General features: G+C 38.6%; 18 protein-coding genes. 7 read left to right on the forward strand and 11 right to left on the reverse strand.

All coding sequences use genetic code 11. The features are described 5' to 3' along the window. The first annotated feature begins 69 nt into the window (after window positions 1–69). Entirely contained in the window at window positions 70–582 is a 513-nt protein-coding gene (locus AC1EU2_RS12390) for a DUF2799 domain-containing protein (RefSeq protein WP_480298590.1), read from the forward strand. Between the two features lie 2 nt (window positions 583–584). Here the strand turns inward: AC1EU2_RS12390 and AC1EU2_RS12395 are convergent, their stop codons facing one another. Next, complete coding sequence (locus tag AC1EU2_RS12395) at window positions 585–1,166, reverse strand: hypothetical protein (RefSeq protein WP_480298591.1); 582 nt, start codon at window positions 1,164–1,166, stop codon at window positions 585–587. Window positions 1,167–1,339: 173 nt separating this feature from the next. Continuing rightward, complete coding sequence (locus AC1EU2_RS12400) at window positions 1,340–2,152, reverse strand: hypothetical protein (protein WP_480298592.1); 813 nt, start codon at window positions 2,150–2,152, stop codon at window positions 1,340–1,342. Between the two features lie 154 nt (window positions 2,153–2,306). Here AC1EU2_RS12400 and AC1EU2_RS12405 point away from each other — a divergent pair, with 154 nt between their 5' ends. From AC1EU2_RS12405 to AC1EU2_RS12425, 5 genes are all read left to right on the forward strand, one after another. Continuing rightward, window positions 2,307–3,014 carry a spondin domain-containing protein gene (locus AC1EU2_RS12405; RefSeq protein ID WP_480298593.1) on the forward strand — a complete coding sequence of 236 codons (708 nt, stop codon included), beginning with the start codon at window positions 2,307–2,309 and terminating at the stop codon, window positions 3,012–3,014. Window positions 3,015–3,029: 15 nt separating this feature from the next. Next, on the forward strand, window positions 3,030–3,761 hold the full coding sequence (locus AC1EU2_RS12410; protein WP_480298594.1) for a spondin domain-containing protein: 732 nt from the start codon (window positions 3,030–3,032) through the stop codon (window positions 3,759–3,761). 129 nt (window positions 3,762–3,890) lie between these two features. Continuing rightward, window positions 3,891–4,637: a response regulator transcription factor gene (locus tag AC1EU2_RS12415; protein ID WP_480298595.1), complete on the forward strand. Its 747-nt coding sequence runs from the start codon at window positions 3,891–3,893 to the stop codon at window positions 4,635–4,637. Next, window positions 4,637–6,091, forward strand: coding sequence for a sensor histidine kinase (locus AC1EU2_RS12420; protein ID WP_480298596.1), 1,455 nt, complete (start codon window positions 4,637–4,639; stop codon window positions 6,089–6,091). Before AC1EU2_RS12415 ends, AC1EU2_RS12420 begins: the two co-directional genes overlap by 1 nt. A 114-nt stretch (window positions 6,092–6,205) precedes the next feature. Further along, complete coding sequence (locus tag AC1EU2_RS12425; protein ID WP_480298597.1) at window positions 6,206–7,627, forward strand: hypothetical protein; 1,422 nt, start codon at window positions 6,206–6,208, stop codon at window positions 7,625–7,627. Between the two features lie 40 nt (window positions 7,628–7,667). Here AC1EU2_RS12425 and AC1EU2_RS12430 read toward each other — a convergent pair whose 3' ends face one another. Continuing rightward, window positions 7,668–8,213, reverse strand: coding sequence for a TetR/AcrR family transcriptional regulator (locus AC1EU2_RS12430; protein WP_480298598.1), 546 nt, complete (start codon window positions 8,211–8,213; stop codon window positions 7,668–7,670). Window positions 8,214–8,320: 107 nt separating this feature from the next. Here AC1EU2_RS12430 and AC1EU2_RS12435 point away from each other — a divergent pair, with 107 nt between their 5' ends. Beyond that, window positions 8,321–8,773 (forward strand): HPP family protein, encoded by a 453-nt coding sequence (locus AC1EU2_RS12435; RefSeq protein WP_480298599.1) that lies wholly within the window; start codon window positions 8,321–8,323, stop codon window positions 8,771–8,773. On the opposite strand, the gene AC1EU2_RS12440 is transcribed toward AC1EU2_RS12435, so the two are convergent. From AC1EU2_RS12440 to aspS, 8 genes are all read right to left on the reverse strand, one after another. Beyond that, complete coding sequence (locus AC1EU2_RS12440; protein WP_480298600.1) at window positions 8,763–9,368, reverse strand: class I SAM-dependent methyltransferase; 606 nt, start codon at window positions 9,366–9,368, stop codon at window positions 8,763–8,765. The genes AC1EU2_RS12435 and AC1EU2_RS12440 overlap by 11 nt on opposite strands. A 434-nt stretch (window positions 9,369–9,802) precedes the next feature. Further along, window positions 9,803–10,504 (reverse strand): SDR family oxidoreductase, encoded by a 702-nt coding sequence (locus AC1EU2_RS12445; RefSeq protein ID WP_480298601.1) that lies wholly within the window; start codon window positions 10,502–10,504, stop codon window positions 9,803–9,805. A 5-nt stretch (window positions 10,505–10,509) separates the two neighbouring features. Continuing rightward, complete coding sequence (locus AC1EU2_RS12450) at window positions 10,510–11,985, reverse strand: hypothetical protein (protein WP_480298602.1); 1,476 nt, start codon at window positions 11,983–11,985, stop codon at window positions 10,510–10,512. Window positions 11,986–12,086: 101 nt separating this feature from the next. Next, the gene (ruvB, locus tag AC1EU2_RS12455; RefSeq protein WP_480298603.1) at window positions 12,087–13,091 is read right to left on the reverse strand and encodes a Holliday junction branch migration DNA helicase RuvB; all 1,005 of its coding nucleotides are present in this window, start codon (window positions 13,089–13,091) and stop codon (window positions 12,087–12,089) included. A gap of 22 nt (window positions 13,092–13,113) precedes the next feature. Continuing rightward, complete coding sequence (ruvA, locus tag AC1EU2_RS12460) at window positions 13,114–13,731, reverse strand: Holliday junction branch migration protein RuvA (protein WP_480298604.1); 618 nt, start codon at window positions 13,729–13,731, stop codon at window positions 13,114–13,116. Further along, the gene (ruvC, locus tag AC1EU2_RS12465; RefSeq protein ID WP_480298605.1) at window positions 13,728–14,249 is read right to left on the reverse strand and encodes a crossover junction endodeoxyribonuclease RuvC; all 522 of its coding nucleotides are present in this window, start codon (window positions 14,247–14,249) and stop codon (window positions 13,728–13,730) included. Before ruvC ends, ruvA begins: the two co-directional genes overlap by 4 nt. Before the next feature lie 15 nt (window positions 14,250–14,264). Beyond that, on the reverse strand, window positions 14,265–15,011 hold the full coding sequence (locus tag AC1EU2_RS12470) for a YebC/PmpR family DNA-binding transcriptional regulator (protein WP_480298606.1): 747 nt from the start codon (window positions 15,009–15,011) through the stop codon (window positions 14,265–14,267). A gap of 103 nt (window positions 15,012–15,114) precedes the next feature. Next, window positions 15,115–16,899, reverse strand: coding sequence for an aspartate--tRNA ligase (gene aspS / locus AC1EU2_RS12475; protein ID WP_480298607.1), 1,785 nt, complete (start codon window positions 16,897–16,899; stop codon window positions 15,115–15,117). Between the last annotated feature and the right edge of the window lie 34 nt (window positions 16,900–16,933).

A 16,933-nucleotide genomic window follows, 5' to 3' on the forward strand; every position in this document is an offset into this window, starting at 1 on the left:
GCCTGTAGATCATTGTTTTCTTCCTTGCTTCTCTCGTATACTCATTTTACAACAAAAATGGGGTGCGCTATGAAACGTTTATTATCACTTTCAATCGTTTGTATTATTTTATCTGGCTGTCAGACTATTTCTCCTGAAGAATGTAAATCAGCAGATTGGTATAATCGTGGAATAAATGACGGCTCAGATGGCCTTAAAACGTCAATACTGAAAAGTTACACACAAGAGTGCGCCGAAGCCGGTATCAGTGTAAATTCAGACGAATGGCGCAGAGGCTACGAGCTTGGTTTACAAACCTATTGTACAGCAGAGAATGGCTACTTTGTGGGTAGTAAAGGTCTTGCTTATAATGGTGTTTGTCATAATCGACAATTTCTCGAAAACTATAAACTTGGCAATAAAGAGTATCAGCTCGAACAAAAGCGCCAAGAGATTAGAAATGAAATCAATCAGCTCCAAGATAAGCTCAATAATGAAACCGACAAGTCAAAACGAAAAGAGTTGCGTAAAAAAATTGAAAGACTTGAAGACCGCTTAGATTCACTCTACAAACCTGATATATCTTTTGAAATAAATTTTTGAATTTAACGCCAGAAACAACAAAAACACTTTTTAAGTGATATCCGATTATCGCTTTTGCCATGCTTGCATAATGGTGAAGTTTCATTATCTGTATCAGACATTGATGGTTCTGCAGGCTGGTCAAGAGCGAGTGTTTGAGCCGTCATTACTTTCCTTTCTTTGGAAGTCAAATCAGCACAACCTCCGATTAAATCCTCAGGTAAAGCCCACAAATTATCATCATCAGAATATATGTCTTTGTAGCCAGTAGGGTCATAATTAGTCAGCGCTAAACTTATTGATCTGCACTCTTTAGTTACTCTCTTCCTCAAAAAACTCACTAACTTGACCCGAAAATCAACTTTATTGTCTTCCTGTTGATACCTAACGACTTTAATCTGAAATTTTTTACTAGTTAAAAACTGATTGTCATCATTTGGGTTTCTAAATATGAAAATGAAATGCTTTTTGTAATTATCAGCTTGACTCAGTTCAGAGCGAATTTGAGTAATTTGTGTTTTATCGTTAAAAGAAACACCTTCGAGATCCCTTAGCTTCCATGGGTTAACGTCGATTCTTAATTGGGATGTTTGTATCTTGCTCATCATAGATACTTAAAAAGTAAACTTGATCTCGACAATAACAATTAAAACAGTGTACTTACAAACATAACCAGCTTCCATTAAGGTCACATTCAACAGCTCCATAGTGTAAGTAAATCGAATAATAAAGATAAGCTCGTCAAACTCGAGCTTATCTCAGGATTCAATTCAAAGAGTTAAAGCTGAAGCGATAATGACTCCTCTTCTTTTTGTCTCTGTTCAACAATCAACTTTTGATAGCACAGAGAAAGTAGTGCGAGCTCAAACAAGGCAAACATTGCATGTAGCACAACTGAAACGCTGATAAAAAACCATCCTTCAAAACTAGCAATGCTCTCAGTGATTATAGAGCTCAAAATCGGAATTAACGAAAGTACAAAAAATACTTTCCATTTTACCGTTGAAGTAGCTTCCCATGCATCACCAAAACTGATTGATTCATCAACTGCTCTTGATGGTAAGACTATCATAAAGCGACACATTACCACCCCAATAATACCGTAGCTTATAATCATAATTAATGACGTTAATGTTTGAGCGTTGTATCCATGTAAATTATCAACAATTGCTCCCAAACCAGCCAAAAGAAGACCTATCACTAACCCTATAGGGATCATAAGAAGCCCCAATAGAATGCTGATTCCAAAGAACTTCAAATCTCTCATCTTAGGAACAATTGCGTCGATAAAATACAACTTGGAACGCTTAATATAAATTCGATGGCAATTCACTGCGGCTTTAACAAAGCCATAAATCATGATCATGAATACAAGGAAAAAATATTTCAAATCCGGAATTACCTCGGAAAGAGGATCAGCATCTAAGGTAAAGCCATCTACTTTTCCAACAATTTTATAATAAAGTGCGAAAATGAGTGAAAACACGATGACAAGTGGCGTAGTTGCAATTAAGACATCAAGTTTTTTACGAATAGTGATACTAATTGCTTCAGAAATAATCGTTCTGATAGAAAAGTTGATATTACTCAAGTTAAAAAATCCTTTTATTTTTATTAGTTTAAGATCTTACCATTTGTTAATTGTTGGTCACAAATTAAATCGTGAAACTTTCGTGATAATTTCGAGATATTGGCGTGAACTTTACCATTCATCATATCCAGCATATTCTGACATGGAGATAAAAATGAAATTACGCAACCTATACAAGTCGATTGCACTGGCTGGAATTATGGCCTTACCTGCAACAGCAGCAGAACTTGAAATTAAAGTAACCAATTTAACTCACGGTAACTATTTCACCCCAATTCTTGCTGCTGCTCATGATAACGAATTGCACTTATTCCAATCAGGCGAAAAAGCAACTGCAGAGTTGCAAGCGATGGCCGAAGGTGGCGCAATTGCAGGCTTAGCAACAACGGTAAAAGCTGCTGCTGGCGTAACTGCTGAAGACCCAGCAGGAGGTCTGTTGGCTCCAAATACCAAAACAGAAACTTTCGTACTTGATTCTGGTGATAATACACATTTATCTCTTGTTGCAATGATGCTTCCAACAAATGATGCGTTCATTGGTTTAGATGCTTGGGAAATCCCAACTGAACCAGGAACTTATACTTTAAACGTTAATGCTTATGACGCTGGTACTGAAGCCAATGATGAATTAGTTGTTGGTATGCCAGGTGGCGCACCTGGTGCTGCCGGTATTCCTGTTGCACCAGGCGGAGATGCTGGAACGGGTGGTACAGGTTTTGCTAATACCGCTTCAAATGAAAATGTTCACATCCACCCTGGTGTTGTTGGTGATACGGACGAAAATGGTGGTTTGAGTGATTTAGATAGCCGTATTCACCGCTGGTTAAACCCTGTTGCTCGCATTGTAGTTACTGTTAAGTAATCGGAGGACTGGTTTATGCCATATTCATTTTCAAAAAAAGCAGTACTCGCTGCAAGTATTGTAGGTACATTGTTGCTGACGGGTTGCCCTGACAACGACAAGAAGTCAACGCCTGAACAACCAGAGCCACCAGCACCAACGCCTGCTGTAACTTTTGACTATAAAGTTACCATTACGAACTTAACACCAGAGCAACCACTATCCCCAATTGCTGTAGTGTTGCATAACTCTGACACACCATTATTCGTTGCTGGTGAAACAGCATCTGATGCTTTAGAACTTCTTGCTGAAGCTGGTGACAATTCAGCTTTAGAGACAGCTGAAGGCGTTACGCAATTCTTTAGTGCTGAAGCACCAACCGGCCCTGGTCAAAGAGAGATAATTGACATCACTCTTAATGAAGATCAGCTTAATAACGTAAGTGTATTAAGTATGCTTGTGAATACCAATGATGCATTTACAGGTGTGAGTAACTTTAACCTTTCTTCACTAGAAAGCGGTCAAAAAGTATCTTTTAGAGCTAACGTTTACGACTCTGGTACTGAAGCGAATACCGAAGCGAAAGGTACAATTCCGGGACCTGCGGATCAAGGTCAAGGCTTTGATGCCGAGCGTGATGATGTAAATAGAGTATACATTCACTCAGGTGTAATTAGTAAAGAAGATGGTCTAGCAGACTCTGTTTTATTTGCTAAACATCGCTTTGACAACCCTGCAATGTCAGTGGTTATTGAACGCACAAATTAATCTGAGCTTACGATAAAATTAAATTACAACTTCATGATTGTTATGAAGTTGTAATTATTTTCATTTTATTCTGAAATATTTTGAAACACTGCAAGGTCTGATTAACGAGGGCTTTGGGAGATTCAAAATATGAACGGAAAAAGTGCACTACTAAACCAGCAAAACAAAAAGAAAGTACTTCTTGTTGAAGATGAACAAGAGTTAGCTAACCTCGTTTTACTGAATCTTTCGCTATTAGATTTAGATGTCGTTCATTGCTCTACAATATGTCATGCAAAGACACTTCTCTCTTCTGCACATTTTGATGCTATTTTATTAGATCGAATGTTACCTGATGGTGACGGATTAATGCTTTGTATGGAGTTAAGTAAAGCTAACTCTCAAATTCCGATTATGATGCTCACCGCAAAAGCTGAAGAAGCTGATATTGTATTAGGATTAGAATCTGGGGCAGATGATTACTTAGCCAAACCATTCAGCGTATTAGAGCTAAGAGCACGTGTTAAAGCGATGCTACGTCGCTCGTTAAAAGTTCAACTTAACTCTGCTGTACCCTCTCAACACATAGAGCATGGACTAATTAGAATTGATGGTGACACAAGAGAAGTGTTCGCAGAAAATCGCAGCGTTGACCTAACAGCCACTGAATTTGATTTACTTCATTACCTTGCCACACACCCTCAACAAGTCTTCAGTCGATTACAGCTTTTGGAAGCAGTATGGGGTTATAATTATGATGGTTATGAACATACGGTTAATAGCCATATCAATCGCTTACGTTCAAAATTATCTCGCCATTGTGGCAATCAAGATCTCGTAAAAACAGTTTGGGGTGTAGGTTATAAGTTTTCACCTCCAGAGGTTCAGGTGGCATAATGAATTCTTTATTCAGCCGCTTATGGTTATCAATTACTTTTACCATTGTACTCTTAGTTTCTGCATTATGGGCATGGTTTAATTACTCACAAGTTCACTCACAAAATCTTGTACAGCAATCACTTCATAAAGAGCTTGCTGAGCACATGGCACATATCAACCCGCTACTATCACAAGGTGTTACTGCTGATGAGGCAATAAAAGAAGCGTTTCATGATTTCATGCTGCTCGGCCCGAGCTTTGAGATTTATACTCTGGATAAGAATGGTATAGTTGTTTCTTTCGCTGCTAAAGACAGCGTGATCAGGCATAGAAAAATCCCTCTAAGGCCAATTCATCAATTTCTGAATAGCTCCCCTCTTCCAATTTACAATGTAGATCCAAGAGGACACGGAGAAAAAATATTTTCAGCCATACGATTATTCGATAAATCTAATAACCACACAGGTTTTCTCTATGTCATCATTGGTGGAGAGAAGTTTGATGCATGGCAATCATTAACCGCAACGTCTCAAAACCTTACACAACTTACCATTGTTTTAATTTTTATTGTCATTGCAGTAAGTACTGTATTTGCGCTATTAATTCAATTTTTTATTTCTCCTACTAAAAAGCTTGCCAACAATTTATCTCAATTGAACGTTGATTCCCTCGGCACACAATTGCAACTCAATAAACCAGCTAGGAGCAGTATCGAAATTTCAGAATTAACCAATGATATTAATTTGTTATTAAGCAAAATAAATACACAACACCAGCAGATAACAAGTTCACATGAAGCTAAACACGAATTTTTATTGCACCTCTCACACGATCTAAAAACACCGTTAAGTGTTCTACTAGGCTACATTGAAACGTGGCTTGCATCACCTGAACAAGAGCGACAAGATAAATGGATTGAAATTTCAGCTCAATCTGGTGAGAAGCTGAAAGGATTACTGACCCAACTATTAGAACTTGCGGCCATCGAAAATAATTTAATAACGCCCAACATTGTAAACTTTGAAGCTGTTGAACTTTTCGAAGAATTAGCATTAATGTATCAGCACCAAGCTGAAAGCAGGAAAATTCAAGCAAACATTCACTGCCCTGAAAATATTGAACTGATTACTGATATCAACTTGCTTCGTAGAATTTTATGTAATTTACTGGATAATGCATTTAGGTACACGCCCCATGGCGGGATGATTGAAGTCATGATAATCGAGGAAAATAACCAAACCTTGATAAAAGTTAATGATTCCGGTCCCGGTATTTCAGACACCAACATTCATGCATTAACGAATAAAAACACCACGCATTATAGCGGAAAGTTATTGCCGGAACTTGGTGTAGGTCTATCAATCGTAAAGAAATTATCTGCGCTATTAAATCTAGAAATTCATATTAAAAATAAAACAGAAGGCGGAACTTGTTTCCAAATAACGTTAAGAAACAGTCAACAACATGACTAAAACATAAATTAAGCTTAATTTGCACTGTTGTTGATTCAGAACCAAAATATAGGTATAGAAAAACCTTTACAATTTGACAAAATTAACAAGGGAAACTTTAAACTAGGTTGACTTATGGCTGCGAATACAGGTTCAACAACAACTACCACTCCGACCTTAGTAACTGATTATAAAGATGCTGAGGTTGAGTTTAGTTGTGAGAAACTAAATAAGGTAGTTGTCAGTGGTAACGATGTAGCTTTCCGTGGTGCTTGGTATTCTAGAAATAAAACTCCCCAAGACAAAGATATTCAAGTTAACGTTAAAGGGACAAACTATAAAGTTACAGTCAAAACTGACTTCACAAATAATACCGTTAAAATATCTGGTCCAAGTGTTGCCCTAGCAGAATTTCATGTTAAAACACCATTTAAAAGTGGTGTCTATAGAGCCATTGATGATGGCCAAACCAAAAAAACTTACGCTCTTTATAGTGGCAAATATCTTGTCAGCACCCCTGAATATCAGCCTTATCGTAAACTCCATGATATGTTCCTCAAAGAGTTCGAGGACGCTAATAATCCTGATGACGCTTTACTCAAACATGAAGATGGTAAAGACGATGCAAGGTTGACTAAAGCTAGAAAGGCCAATTCAGAACGTTACGACGATTATGCTATTAGACAACTTATCTTCAACTTAAAACGTCAAGGCCAAGTTTCATTAACTGTCGACGAAATCCATCACTTCATTAAGAAAGGTCTCACGGTTGAACAGATGAATGCTCCTGCCAATAAAACTAAATTAGAAAAGCTGCTTAAAATGACGGATCCCGAAAAGTTCAAGCCTGCTGATTACGAATTTATTCTTAATGATTTAGGACTAAAACAGGGGGATAAAGGCAAATTTGAAGTCCTCACAGATGGAGCATCATCGAAAGGTATCCGCGCTATGGTCCTTGGCACAGATGGAGATGTTGATAAGCGACTTTATTTAGAAAAGGCACAAGAAGCGGTAAGAGCAGCATTAATGGCTGAGAATATTAGACAAGCACTTAAATTTGCTGCTGAGAGCCGTGAAAAAGCTGCAAGTTCGACACAAGGAACTACACTGGAAAATCCAATTGACATTCATCCTGATCATAAAGTAGGTTTCGGTAACCCATTCAAAACTGGAGGTTTAACTGAACCTGTTGGCGAAAATGATGCAATTAGCATCAGTAAATCACCTAAAGGTTTAGAAAAATCAAATTATGATGCACAAATGGATAAACTAAAAAAAATGCACAAAGAAAAAACAGACCAGCGAAAAGCCGCCGAATCAGGAACACCCCCGCCGCCTGTAACTTTGCCTAGTGTAGATTTGGAAGGAGGTACTGATGGTACTGATGGTACTGATGATACTGATGGTACTCAGCCTTCTGCACAGGCAACCACTCCTACAGTACCACTTCCACAACCAAATCTATCTCAACCATCGGCTGCTGCATCGAATGTACCTCCGGGTAACCCAGCTTCTGGTAGCACTCCATCTAATCATACAGAAGCACAAGACTGATTATTACCTACTAAGTTGATGGTTACGAATATGATAATAATTAATTAGAGATTAATTTACGGGTAATAACCCTACTGTTTCTGAATTCATCCGTGCTGCCTGTCATAAAGGCAATTACTATTGCCCCTTCAATAAGCAAATAAACAGCATCAATCAATTCTTGTGAAGTTGACGTTAGATGATCAGAAATGATTCTTTTGATTTTGAGCTTATGTTCCATACAATGCTGTTTAATTTCTTCACTCTGACGCGATAACCCTACAGATGTATTGATAAAGTAACATCCATAAAAGTCATTTAACTTATCAACCTTATTATCAAACCAGTCTTCGACCGCCGAAAAAAGCACTTCTAATACTTCATTATCATTACTGACTTGAACTAAGCGTGACTCGAGCCAATTACAAAAAACTTCATCACGCTTTTGTAATGTTGCAATGATCAATGCTTCTTTACTCTTAAAGTGATGATATAACGTCTTCTTCGCAATACCTGATTTTTTAAGGATTTCATTTATACCAACTTCATTGACGCCGTTTTGATAGAAAAGCTCTGCTGCCGTATCGATAAGTATTTCACGTTTCATAATTGGGCCACTTTCACAGTATTCGTATTCTAGATTGACACATGTAGACCAATCTGTCTATTATAAAAATGTAGACAGGCCAGTCTACTCAAATAACAAGGTTTAGTATGAAAAAACTCATCTTAAGTCTGCTTGCTGGCGCAGGCGCATCAATTTCAATTGCCTTATTAAGCTGGGCTGAAACATTCAGTATGGATATTACGCTGCTAATCGCACCTTTTGGTGCTACCGCAGTGTTAGTCTTTGGAGTACCAGACAGTCCACTTGCACAACCTAAAAATGTGATTATCGGACATGTGATTGCAGCAATTATCGGTGTCTTATTTGTTCAATTTTTTGAAATAAACGCAGTGACATCAGGTATTGCTGTGGGATTAAGCATTTCACTAATGATGTTAAGTAAAACAACGCACCCTCCTGCTGGGGCCACTGCATTATTGGCTGTGCTTACAGGACAAAGTTGGGGATTCATTTTAACACCAGTGTTACTGGGCGCTGTTGCTCTTGTTGTATTAGGTAAAGTTTATAACAAATTCAGCAATGATTTAGTCAAAATTTAACGGATTTTTGAGCAAGGACGCTCCCAGCTAAATTCAAAAAGTTATGCTGCTTACAAATATTAAAACCTGCTTTACGAAGTTCATCAACCAGCTCATGGTGATTAAACCTATTGGTTTGCGGATGCTCGAAAATTCGCTTAGAAATTGGATTACATATCGCAGCTCTATATAAATCTTCAATGACAAAATAGCCATTAGGTTTTAAAGCACGATAAACTTCTGTGATGGCCTTTTGCCAATTAGGAATGTGATGGAACACTGCAAAATTAAAAACTAAGTCAAAAGTACTTTTCAGAAATGGTAAATCGGAGCCATCTGCATTGATCAAGTGAATATTTTCTCTATCAATCAAGTTTGTGTTGACCGAGTCAACCATATCTTTATCGAAATCAATCGCCGTTAACTGCTTTGGCGAGAAATGATTCCTGATTAATGATATACCATTACCATAACCGCATCCAATCTCTAGTGCTGACTCAATATTGTTGGGTACCTCTGAAAAAAGATTCAACAGCAATGGTGCCTCAACGTGATCTTGAATCCAATACCTTAATGGGTGACTGACTACTCGCTTTTCAAAATTATTTAATCTCATAATGGTTCCGGCAAATAACTTAACGCTTTTTATACGTATGCATAAGCTACAGAGTTTAGGGTCTGTTGATTTTTTAGGATTAAATTTTGTGCTATTTGAGCGCATATCTGTTCAAGGCGTGAACAGTAAAGCTTAGCCATCTAAATGAGCTGATCACAACACAGTACAGTAGACGCTCAAAAACATCGAAGACAGCGTAAATTGATCATTTCTGTTGCGTTATCGCTTGCTAATTTGGAAACGAAGTAACGACGGTTTTGTTTGTCGGTAATAACCAAACCGCACAAGCTCCGTCTTGCATAAAAAAACAATTTATCGCTGCAAAAAAAATCACGAAAGATCAACAGACCCTAATCGCTTACAGAGACCAAATTTTAAAATGCTAACTACTCTTATTAATTAGCATTCAACATACCTTCTTTCAATCAATGCAATTAATACTCTTGGCACATCGGATGAATCATCAACTCATCGATTACAACATTTTTTGGCGTAGAAAGAACATATTCGACAGCTTGTGCAATATCCTCGGGTTGTAACCAATCTTTTTTATGTTGTTCACCCTTTTCACTACCCGCAAAACAAGAATCTGTCATCCCTGGGTATAAGTTTGAAACCTTAACATTAAATGGACGTAATTCCGCTCGCATACTTGCCGACATCCCTTCTTGGGCATACTTACTCGCACAATAACTACTTCCATTAGCAAATGTTCTTTTAGAAACATCTGATTCAATGGTAATAATATGTCCTTCTTTTTGTGACTTGAGTTTTGGAATGACTAATTTATTGAGATAAAAAGAACCTAGAACATTTACATTTAGAGTCTGCTGCATTTCTTCAATGCTTGTTTCTTCTAGAGGTTTAAATACTCCAACACCAGCATTGTTAACTAAACCATAAATATCTTTATGCTGTTCTAAAATATTAGAAATTATATTTTCAAGAGCATGATAATCGGTGATATCAACATCATAGATACTGATATTATTAGATTCTTTAGCTAACTCTTGGAGCTCAGATAAGTTACGTGCAAGTGCGATAACATGGTAGGCTTTACTTAATTGTAAACTGATTGCACGGCCAATGCCTCGTGAGGCTCCTGTAATTATTATTGATTTCATATTATTTTTCATTGTTACTATACATAAAGGGGATGTGCATGACTGTATGCTGACTCTTTCTGTGATTGATTCTTCCTTTGAACTACCTCAAGCGCAATAGAGCTAAGTCCAACAATGAAATCTTGATCGGCAAACGTTACCTTTTGAGGGTCTGGGTCTGGGTAATCAAAATGAACATCATATATTTGTTTTACATTCAATGTTCGACTCCAAGTACGCACTGTGTCATGAAAAGCTTCTTGGTTACGATAAAAGAAACTCAATTGTTCTTTGGTAAGTGGTGCACCGTTTTTATTAAAACTATTTAAAAAGCTTGCTTTTATACCTTTGATTACATACTCCCCTCCCTCAAAAGCAATTTTTACTTTTTCCTCCATGTGTTTTTGTACTTGTTCTTTGTCCAAATGAGTATTTTTCGAAGATCTATCCATATCAAGGATTTCGCCAGTATCAACAAAATTTTCTAAATCTTCTAAGTCTTCATCTTCTGAAAAATTCAATTCATGTAAAGGAATATTTATTTCAGGAAAAATAAGCATGTCACCCTGTAAAATACGAATTTGATGAACTACAGGCCCTTCCTTCCTTCTTAAAGAAGAGTTTGTAAAACCCTCCCCATCAAATTTAACACTTTTTTGCCAGGATCCTTGTCGGGCCGGCTCCAAGATGCTGGTTTCTAATTTAATATCACGTGTTTCAAGGTATACTTTGTGTAAAAGCCTAGTAAATTCTAGTACTTTAGTATCTGTTAATTGCTTTTCATCAATCAGTCGTTCTAGTTCATTGGCTTTCTCTACTAAACTAAATACTAAACAGTCATGAATAGGAGTCGGTGGAAACAGTCCTTCCACTTCAATGAAAACAGTAGATGAGTCGTCACTTTCAAGAATATTGACTTTGTATGGCTTACCATTAACTTGTCTTCCCCACTCTTGCATCTCTAAAATCATTCGTACAATACCCATTGTAGCTTTGGCAGAACCTTTTTTTGCATATTCAGCGGTATAAAAAAGGAGTTCCTGCGCCATAAAAGTTGGCAATGTCACTAATTCATCTGCCAAATCCCGCTTTTCAACCATAGCTAATTGTGGTTGAATATCGAATGGTGAGTACGAAAATTCTTTCTTGATGCCTAAGTAAGGTAGATTGACCTTTGCTTCGCATCTTTCACTTGTTTTATTATAATCAAAAGACAGTTTAAGAAAGTCCCTTGGTGATTCAATTGCTAGTTTCTTTAATATTCTAGCTGCTTGGATCTTCTTTGACACCGGAATTTCTTCATTACCATCTTTATCATGGGTCAATAAAAAAATGGCACCACACACTTTAGCTTTATCAAAATTATGAAACCAACATTTTATGGAATCAATACCTCCCATGTATGTTGCTTCTTCATACGTAGATGCATTCTCGATTTTTTCAAGACGACTTTGTTTTAAGACACTAAAGTCTCTAGAACTTTTACCTCTATAATTCGAAAATGTGATCGCCATTGAATAACCTTTTTTTATTAACTAAAAGTATAATCAAAGCTTCAAGTTTCTATCTTATTTAAGGGTGAATTTTTAATTAATTATTGGCAATATTTCGTATTTTATTCAGCTATTTTATAATCAAAATGCTTATAAGCCCTTGGCGTTGCTATACGGCCACGGTGAGTTCGTTGAATAAAACCCTGTTGAATTAAGAAAGGCTCTAACACGTCTTCAATGGTTTCACGTTCTTCACCAATGGCAGCAGCTAAATTATCCAAACCTACAGGACCACCATCGAATTTTTCAATAATGGCTAGTAATAGCTTTCTGTCCATGTAATCAAAGCCTTCGCCATCAACATCCAACAAATCCAGCGCCATTGATGCCGTTGATTGAGTAATACGACCATCATGCTTTACTTCAGCATAATCACGTACACGACGAAGTAAGCGGTTAGCAATTCGCGGAGTACCGCGAGAGCGTTTAGCAATTTCAAATGCGCCTTCGGTATCTACATCTAGCCCCATTACACCAGCACTTCTTGTAACAATAGTAGTTAGGTCTTGATCGTTATAAAACTCTAACCGTAAAGGGATACCAAAACGTGCCCGTAAAGGCGATGTTAATGCCCCTGCCCTGGTTGTCGCACCAACTAAGGTAAACGGAGGTAAATCTAATTTGATTGAACGCGCTGCGGGACCTTCACCAATCATAATATCTAATTGATAATCTTCCATTGCAGGGTAAAGCACTTCTTCTACTACAGAGCTTAAACGATGAATCTCATCAATAAACAGCACATCACCTTCTTCAAGGTTGGTTAGTAAAGCAGCTAAATCTCCAGCTTTTTCCAATACAGGCCCAGACGTTGATTTGATATTTACACCCATCTCATTAGCAACAATCATAGCCAGAGTTGTTTTACCTAACCCTGGAGGGCCGTATATCAGCATATGATCTAATGCTTCTTTTCGATTTTTTGCTGCTTGGATAAAAACTTGAAGTTGATCGCATATATCATCCTGCCCCGTGTAGTCCACCAGCATTTTGGGGCGCATAGCGCGATCGACGGTCTCTTCTTGCGGTTCTGTTTGCGGTGCAATCAGTCTATCGGCTTCAATCATCTTCAAAATTCCTTTTTACTTATCAAAGCATCGACTTTAAAGCAGCTTTAATCAAGGCTTCTGAGGTAACACCATCTTGATAAACCGCTGAAACCGCTTTACTTGCTTGTGCAGGTTTATACCCTAATGCAAGTAAGGCTGCGATAGCATCCTCTTCGGCCGTATTAATTTCAGGCTTTGGCGCATAGTCAGATTTCAAGACAAACTCACGTTCGCTACCTTGTGATGCTTCCATTAGGCTCTTGAGTTTATCTCTCATTTCGACCAATAAGCGTTCAGCTGTTTTCTTCCCTACACCTGGTAACTTTACTAACGTGGCAATATCATTTCGCTCAACACACGCAACAAATTCAGAGGCTGTCATGCCTGACAAAATAGTCAATGCCAGCTTGGGGCCTACACCGTTGGTTTTTATGAGTAAACGGAATAAAGCACGCTCTTGCTTAGTAGTAAAACCATAAAGCAGTTGTGCATCTTCACGAACGACAAAGTGCGTAAATAGTGCAACGGATTCATTAAGCTCCGGTAATTCATAAAAACAGGTCAAAGGGACTTGGAGTTCATAACCCACGCCTTGGACATCAATTAAAATTTCAGGTGCTTGTTTTTCGATTAATGTTCCGGCAATTCGACCAATCATTTATATCTTCCGTATGTTCTTGATTTTGCTTGTCCTGACATCGCAGCCAGACTTTGTATTGTATGATAATGACATAAAGCCACACCAAGTGCATCAGCGGCATCAGCTTGTGGTGCAGCAGGTAACTTTAACAAGTGCTGCACCATATGTTGCACTTGTTCTTTTTTTGCTCGACCAGTGCCAACTACCGCATTTTTGATTTGAGTTGCTGAATATTCCGCAACAGATAAATCAGCATTGGTTGCAGCAACAATAGCGGCGCCGCGGGCTTGACCAAGTTTGAGTGCTGAATCCGCATTTTTTGCCATAAAAACACGTTCAATAGCAAATTGATCAGGCTGGTATTGTCTGATAATTTCAGACAGACCATCAAAAATGATTTTAAGCCGAGCGGCTAAATCATCACCGCTGGTGCGAATACAACCACTTCCTATATATGTTTGTCGACGTCCTGTGAACTCAATAATTCCATATCCGGTAATGCGAGAACCAGGATCAACGCCTAAAATAATTGGCATACCTTGCCTTAATGTTTAATCTAACTGTTCCATAATTTCATCTGAAATTTCAGCGTTATGATAAACCTCTTGCACATCATCATGCTCTTCAAGCATATCTATCAAACGCATAAATTTAGCAGCTGTATTTGCATCAAGCTCAGCTTTAGTTGACGCTGTTTGTGCAATTTCATCATGATCTGCTTCGAAATTTGCAGCTTTTAATGCATCTTTAACTTCGTAAAAATCAGCAGGTGTCGTAATTACATCCATGCTAGAATCATCATGCGTAACAACATCTTCAGCACCAGCCTCAAGTGCTGCATCCATAAGCCCATCTTCATCAACGCCAGGCGCAAATGAAATAACCCCCTGCTTAGTGAACAAGTAAGAAACGGAGCCGTCTGTCCCTAAGTTACCACCAGACTTGTTAAACGCATGGCGAACTCCGGTTACAGTGCGATTTCGGTTGTCCGTCATAGTTTCAACCATCACCGCGGTACCACCCGGACCATAGCCTTCGTAAAGAATAACTTCTAATTGCTGACCATCTAGCTCACCTGCACCACGCTTTATTGCGCGCTCCATGGTATCACGAGTCATATTAGCACCAAGCGCTTTATCCATAGCAGAGCGTAATCGCGGATTTGAATCAGGATCTGATCCACCTTCACGCGCTGCAACGCTCAACTCTCTAATCAGCTTAGTAAAGATTTTTCCTCGCTTGGCATCTTGTGCGGCTTTACGATGTCGAATGTTCGCCCATTTGCTATGTCCGGCCATACAATTCTCCTGATGATGGGGTACGTTAAATTCAAAATAATTCGCTACAAAAAAACACCGAGGCAAATGCCCCGGTAATTATTTAGCTAAAGATTGATAAAGCTTACTCAGCGTCTTTTTCTTCAGGCTCTTTAGCGATTGTTTCAATCCCTAACTCTTTTAATTGGTCAGGATTAGCAAAACCTGGAGCGTTCGTTAATGGGCAAGCCGCTGTAGTCGTTTTCGGGAATGCCATTACATCACGAATAGATTGAGCACCGGTCATTAACATGATGATACGGTCAAGACCAAATGCTAAACCAGCGTGTGGTGGTGTACCATAACGAAGCGCTTCTAATAAGAAGCCAAACTTCTCTTTCGCTTCTTCATCAGAAATACCAAGAATACGGAAGACCGCTGCTTGCATTTCAGCATCGTGAATACGAACTGAACCACCGCCTAACTCACAACCATTTAATACCATGTCATAAGCATCTGAAATTTGATTTGCTGGGTCGGCTTCCAATTGCTCAGGCGTAATACCACGTGGGGCAGTAAATGGGTGATGCACTGCATGTAAACTACCGTTATGTTTTTCAAACATAGGGAAGTCAACGACCCAAAGCGGTTTCCAATCACCCTCAAGTAACTCAAAATCTTCACCCGCTTTTAAGCGTAATGCTCCCATAGCTTCAGCAACCGTTGTTGCATTGTCAGCACCAAACAAAATGATATCGCCAGTTTGTGCGCCTGTGCGCTCAACAATCGCTTTAACAATATCTTCGGTTAAGAATTTAAGTACTGGCGACTGTATACCGTCCATGCCTGCATCTAAATCGTTAACCTTCATCCACGCTAAGCCTTTAGCGCCATAGATACCAACATATTTTGTGTATTCATCAATGTTTTTACGCGAAAGTTTAGCGCCCGTCGGAATACGAAGTGCCGTTACACGTCCTTCAGGATCATTTGCAGGTCCTTTAAATACTGCAAACTCAACGTCTTTAACTAAGTCCGCAACGTCTACTAACTCAAGTGGGTTACGCAAATCTGGTTTATCTGAACCAAAACGACGCATAGCTTCTTCATAGCTCATGCGTGGGAAGTCACCTAAATCCACGTTTAATAAATCTTGGAATAATTTACGCACCATTTCTTCAGTTTTGGCCATCACTTGTTCAGATGACATAAATGAAGTTTCGATATCGATTTGGGTAAATTCTGGTTGACGATCTGCACGTAAATCTTCATCACGGAAGCACTTAACGATTTGATAGTAACGGTCAAAGCCAGACATCATCAACAATTGTTTGAAGATTTGTGGTGATTGAGGCAAAGCAAAGAATTGACCTTTATAAGTACGACTTGGTACTAGATAATCACGTGCGCCTTCCGGTGTAGCTTTTGTTAGAATCGGAGTTTCGATATCTAAAAAGCCGCTATCATCAAGGAAGCGACGAACTGCACTTGTCACTTTTGACCGGAAGATTAATCGGTCAGCCATTTCAGGACGACGTAAATCTAAATAACGATATTTTAAACGTGCTTCTTCACTATTATTCTGATGATCATCCATGCTCAATGGCAATGGTGCAGCTTTGTTGATGATAGTAAGTTCTTTACCTAAAACTTCAATCTCACCCGTTTTCATGCCTTTGTTTACTTGGCTGTCTGGACGATCACGCACAAGGCCTTTAACTTGAACACAAAATTCTGCACGTAGGCTGCTTGCTGTATCAAATACTTCAGGTAAATCTGGATCGTAAACAACTTGAATTAAGCCTTCACGATCTCTTAAGTCTAAAAATACTACGCCACCAAGATCGCGACTACGGTTGACCCAACCTACTAAGGTTACTTCTTCACCAACGTGAGCAATATTCACGTCCCCACAATAATGACTGCGCATTTAATTTTTATCCTTTATAAATGATCGGAACTTC

Source organism: Parashewanella sp. 2304DJ23-3 (assembly GCF_056591695.1).

Excerpts from the sequence above, each read along its gene's own strand:
- AC1EU2_RS12450 (WP_480298602.1), bottom strand. The coding sequence starts at position 11,985 with ATGGCGATCACATTTTCGAATTATAGAGGTAAAAGTTCTAGAGACTTT.
- ruvA (WP_480298604.1), bottom strand. The coding sequence starts at position 13,731 with ATGATTGGTCGAATTGCCGGAACATTAATCGAAAAACAAGCACCTGAA.
- AC1EU2_RS12420 (WP_480298596.1), top strand. The coding sequence starts at position 4,637 with ATGAATTCTTTATTCAGCCGCTTATGGTTATCAATTACTTTTACCATT.
- ruvB (WP_480298603.1), bottom strand. The coding sequence starts at position 13,091 with ATGATTGAAGCCGATAGACTGATTGCACCGCAAACAGAACCGCAAGAA.
- AC1EU2_RS12415 (WP_480298595.1), top strand. The coding sequence starts at position 3,891 with ATGAACGGAAAAAGTGCACTACTAAACCAGCAAAACAAAAAGAAAGTA.
- AC1EU2_RS12410 (WP_480298594.1), top strand. The coding sequence starts at position 3,030 with ATGCCATATTCATTTTCAAAAAAAGCAGTACTCGCTGCAAGTATTGTA.
- AC1EU2_RS12395 (WP_480298591.1), bottom strand. The coding sequence starts at position 1,166 with ATGAGCAAGATACAAACATCCCAATTAAGAATCGACGTTAACCCATGG.
- AC1EU2_RS12430 (WP_480298598.1), bottom strand. The coding sequence starts at position 8,213 with ATGAAACGTGAAATACTTATCGATACGGCAGCAGAGCTTTTCTATCAA.
- aspS (WP_480298607.1), bottom strand. The coding sequence starts at position 16,899 with ATGCGCAGTCATTATTGTGGGGACGTGAATATTGCTCACGTTGGTGAA.
- ruvC (WP_480298605.1), bottom strand. The coding sequence starts at position 14,249 with ATGCCAATTATTTTAGGCGTTGATCCTGGTTCTCGCATTACCGGATAT.
- AC1EU2_RS12435 (WP_480298599.1), top strand. The coding sequence starts at position 8,321 with ATGAAAAAACTCATCTTAAGTCTGCTTGCTGGCGCAGGCGCATCAATT.
- AC1EU2_RS12445 (WP_480298601.1), bottom strand. The coding sequence starts at position 10,504 with ATGAAAAATAATATGAAATCAATAATAATTACAGGAGCCTCACGAGGC.
- AC1EU2_RS12470 (WP_480298606.1), bottom strand. The coding sequence starts at position 15,011 with ATGGCCGGACATAGCAAATGGGCGAACATTCGACATCGTAAAGCCGCA.
- AC1EU2_RS12390 (WP_480298590.1), top strand. The coding sequence starts at position 70 with ATGAAACGTTTATTATCACTTTCAATCGTTTGTATTATTTTATCTGGC.
- AC1EU2_RS12440 (WP_480298600.1), bottom strand. The coding sequence starts at position 9,368 with ATGAGATTAAATAATTTTGAAAAGCGAGTAGTCAGTCACCCATTAAGG.
- AC1EU2_RS12425 (WP_480298597.1), top strand. The coding sequence starts at position 6,206 with ATGGCTGCGAATACAGGTTCAACAACAACTACCACTCCGACCTTAGTA.
- AC1EU2_RS12405 (WP_480298593.1), top strand. The coding sequence starts at position 2,307 with ATGAAATTACGCAACCTATACAAGTCGATTGCACTGGCTGGAATTATG.